This is a genomic window from Streptomyces sp. NPDC004542 (assembly GCF_040610035.1).
Lineage (GTDB): Bacteria > Actinomycetota > Actinomycetes > Streptomycetales > Streptomycetaceae > Streptomyces.
In genome coordinates this window covers 1-4164 of record NZ_JBEXLP010000182.1, presented here as the reverse complement: position 1 = coordinate 4164, position 4164 = coordinate 1, and the positions used below count along the sequence as shown (strand labels likewise).

The 4164-nt window shown below is 74.1% G+C and carries 2 protein-coding genes; both read left to right on the top strand.

The window, feature by feature from the left end:
• Window positions 1–2301, top strand: a 2301-nt coding sequence (locus ABZX30_RS37765; RefSeq protein ID WP_355942879.1) for an SDR family NAD(P)-dependent oxidoreductase, incomplete at its 5' end; no start/stop codon positions are given.
• Between the two features lie 61 nt (window positions 2302–2362).
• Window positions 2363–4164, top strand: a 1802-nt coding sequence (locus ABZX30_RS37760; RefSeq protein ID WP_355942876.1) for a type I polyketide synthase, incomplete at its 3' end; no start/stop codon positions are given.

The window sequence follows — 4164 nt, the reverse complement described above, 5'->3', positions numbered from 1 at the left end:
CTGTTCGCCTCCGGCGCGGGCGTCGACTGGGACGGCTTCTTCACCGGCCGTGACGCCACCCGCGTCGACCTGCCCACCTACGCCTTCCAGCGCCGCCACTACTGGTCGGCGGACGCCGGTCAGCAGGCCGCTGTCTCCGGTCCGGGCGCGACCGCGCCCGGGACGGCGGACGCGCTGTTCTGGGAGGCGGTGGAGCGGGAGGACAGTTCGTCGCTGGCCGAGGAACTCGATGTACCGGCGGACGAACTGGGTTCCCTGGTTCCCGCGTTGGCGCAGTGGCGTCGGCGTCGGAAGGAGTCCGCGCTGCTGGACTCCTTGCGCTACCGGGTGGAGTGGAAGCCGGCCGAGGTGACGGCGGCCGGTGGCTCCGGTGGGGAGCGCTGGCTCGTGGTCCGGCCGCCGGCCGGGGCGAGCGACGCCGTCGAGCGGATAGTCGCGGCGCTCGACGGTGAGGTGAGCGTCGTGTCGCTGGAGGTCGGCGATCTCGACCGCGCCGCACTGGCCGGGCGGCTGCGTACGGCGGTGTCCGCCGAGGCACCACAGCGGGTGCTGTCGCTGCTCGGGCTGGACGACCGCCCGCACCCCCGGTACCCGGCGCTCACGCACGGAGGTGCCGCGACCGTCGTGCTCGCCCAGGCGCTGGCGGACGCCGCGGTCGACGCGTCACTGTGGTGCGTCACCGATGGAGCCGTGGCCGTGCGGGACCCCGCCGAACTGGCCAGCCCGAGCCAGTCGCTGCTGTGGGGTCTCGGCGCGAGCCTCGGGCTCGACCAGCCGCGGACCTGGGGCGGCCTGATCGACGTACCCGGGGAGCTCGACGGACGGACGGCCCGGCTGCTGGTCGCGGCCGTGCGCGGCGACGCCGGTGAGGAGGACCAGCTCGCCGTGCGCGCCGAGGGGCTGTTCGCGCGGCGCATGGTCCGCTCGCCGCTCCCGGCCGGGGCGGCACCGCGCGCCGCGGCAGCACGGGGCGGGACCGTCCTCGTCACGGGCGGCACCGGCGGGCTCGGCGCGCACGTGGCCCGCATGCTCGCCCAGGACGGCGCCGAGCACCTGGTGCTCACCAGCCGGCGGGGTCCTGCCGCGAACGGCGTCGAGGAGCTGATCGGGGAGCTGGAGTCGCTCGGGGCGCGCGTCACGGTCGCCGCCTGCGACGTGGCCGACCGCGCCGCACTGGCCGCCCTGCTCGCCTCCCTCGCCGACGGGCCGCCGCTGCGCGCCGTTTTCCACGCGGCGGGTCAGGCTCAGCGCATCGCCCCGCTGCCCGACCTGGATCTGGAGGAGTTCGCCGAGGTCGGCCTGGCGAAGATGCTGGGCGCCCAGTACCTCGACGAGCTGCTCGCGGAGGTGTCGCTGGACGCCTTCGTGCTGTTCTCGTCCGGCTCCGCGATCTGGGGCAGCGGAGGGCAGGCCGCGTACGGCGGAGCCAACGCCTTCCTCGACGGACTCGCCCACCGGCGCCGGGCCCGCGGGCTCACCGCCACCTCCATCGCCTGGGGATCGTGGGAGGGTGGCATGGTCGATGCCGAACTCAGCGCCGTCATGCGGCGCATGGGCGCCCCGGCGATGGCACCCTCCACCGCCGTCGGCGCCCTGCGCCAGATCCTCGACCACGACGAGAGCCATGTCGTGGTGGCCGACTTCGACTGGTCGCGGTTCGTCCCCGCCTACACGCTCGCCCGCCCCCGGCCGCTCCTCGACGAGATCCCCGAGGTGCGGGCGGCCCTGGCCGGCGGCCCGGACGAGGACGCGCCGGGCTCCCCGGCACCCGAACTCGCCGCCCGGCTGGCCGGGATGCCGAAGGCCGAGGCGAGCCGCGTCGTGCACGACCTGGTCCGTTCGCACGTCGCCGCCCTGCTCGGCTACGACGATCCGCTCACCCTCGACACCCGCCGCGCCTTCGAGGACCTCGGCTTCGACTCCGTCTCGGCCGTCGACCTCCGCAGCCGGCTGAGCACGGCCACCGGCCGGAAGCTGCCCAGCACGATGATCTTCGACTATGCCGGCCCGGCCGCGCTCGCCGAGTTCCTGCTCACCGAATTGCAGCCCGTGCAGGAGGTACGGCAGCCGGCCGTGCCGGAGCAGCTGGAGCGGCTGGAGGCGGCCCTGACCGGCCTCGACGCGCAGCAGATCGAGGACGAACGGATCGTCTCCCGGCTGCAGACCCTCGTGTCGCGGCTCAGCGAGACCGTGGCCGCCCAGGCCGGCGCGGCCGGCACCGCGGATGTCGGCCAGAAGTTGGAGTCGGCCTCCGCCGACGACGTCTTCGACTTCATCGACAAGGAACTCGGTCTCGCCTGAGCAGGCCTTCGACCGACGGATGACCAGCCTTTCGAACCACAGGACCCGGAGAGAGACTGCGATGGCGGACGACGACAAGCTTCTCGACTATCTCAAGCGCGTCACGGCCGATCTCGCCCAGACCCGGCGGCGTTTGCAGGAGGTCGAGAGCGAGGAGCGGGAGCCGATCGCGATCATCGCCATGAGCTGCCGCTACCCCGGCGGGGTCAGTACCCCGGAGGACCTGTGGCAGCTGGTCGACGAGGGACGCGACGCCATCTCGGAGTTCCCCGTCGACCGGGGCTGGGACCTCGGCCGGCTCCTGGACCCCGACGCCGACCGGCAGGGCACCAGTTATGTCCGCGAGGGCGGCTTCGTCCACGACGCAGGCCACTTCGACCCCGCCTTCTTCGGCATCAGCCCGCGCGAGGCGCAGGCCATGGACCCGCAGCAGCGGCTCATGCTGGAAGTCGCCTGGGAGGCCTTCGAACGGGCCCGTATCGATCCGTCCTCGGTACGCGGCAGCCGCATCGGCGTCTTCGCCGGCTCCGGCATCCAGGACTACGGCACCCTCCTCGACGCGGCCCCCGAGCTGGCCGAGGCCCACATGACCACCGCCGCCGCCGCGGCCGTCATCTCCGGCCGGATCTCCTACGTCCTCGGCCTCGAAGGCCCGGCGTTGACGGTCGACACGGCCTGCTCGTCCTCCCTCGTCGCCCTGCATCTCGCCTGCCAGGCCCTGCGCCGCCGTGAGTGCGGCATGGCCCTGGCCGGCGGCGTCATGGTGATGTCGACGCCGTCCCCCTTCATCGCCTTCAGCCGGCAGCGCGGCCTCGCCCCCGACGGCCGCTGCAAGGCCTTCGCCGAGGCCGCCGACGGCACCGGCTGGGCCGAGGGCGCGGGCATGCTGCTCGTCGAACGGCTCTCCGACGCCCGCCGCAACGGTCACCCCGTCCTCGCCGTCGTGCGCGGCAGCGCCATCAACCAGGACGGCGCCAGCAACGGCCTGACCGCCCCCAACGGCCCCTCCCAGCAGCGCGTCGTCCGGCAGGCACTGGCCGCCGCCGGCGTGCCGTCCGACCAGGTCGACGTCGTCGAGGGCCATGGCACGGGGACGACGCTGGGCGACCCGATCGAGGCTCAGGCCCTGCTGGCCACCTACGGCCGGGAGCGGTCCGCGGACCGCCCGCTGTGGCTGGGGTCGGTCAAGTCGAACATCGGGCACGCGCAGGCCGCCGCCGGCGTCAGCGGCATCATCAAGATGGTCATGGCGATGCGGCACGGCACCATGCCCCGCACCCTCCACGTCGACCAGCCCTCGACCCACATCGACTGGTCCGCCGGCACCGTACGCCTGCTCACCGAGCCGCGCGACTGGCCCGAGGGCGAGCACCCGCGGCGCGCCGGCATCTCCTCCTTCGGCGTCAGCGGCACGAACGCCCACGTCATCCTGGAACAGGCCCCCGCCGAAGAGGAGACGGGCTCCGACGCCGGTACTCCCGTGCCGGCCGCCACCGCGGCGGGGCCCCTCCTGTGGCCCGTCTCCGGTCTCGGTGCCGCCGGACTGAAGGCACAGGCCGAGCGGCTGCACGCCCATGTCCGCGAGCGGCCGGAGTTGTCACCTGCCGATGTGGCGTTCTCGCTGGCGTCGTCGCGGGCCGCGCTGGAGCAGCGGGCCGTGGTGGTCGGCCGGGACCGGGAGGAACTGCTCGCCGGTCTGGCCTCGGTGGCGGCAGGGGAGCCGGCCGCGAACGTACGGCGGGGCGTGGCCTCGGACGGGCTGACCGCCGTGGTGTTCACCGGGCAGGGCAGTCAGCGGCTGGGGATGGGGCGGGAGTTGTACGACGCCTTCCCGGTGTTCGCGGCTGCTTTCGACGCCGTGTG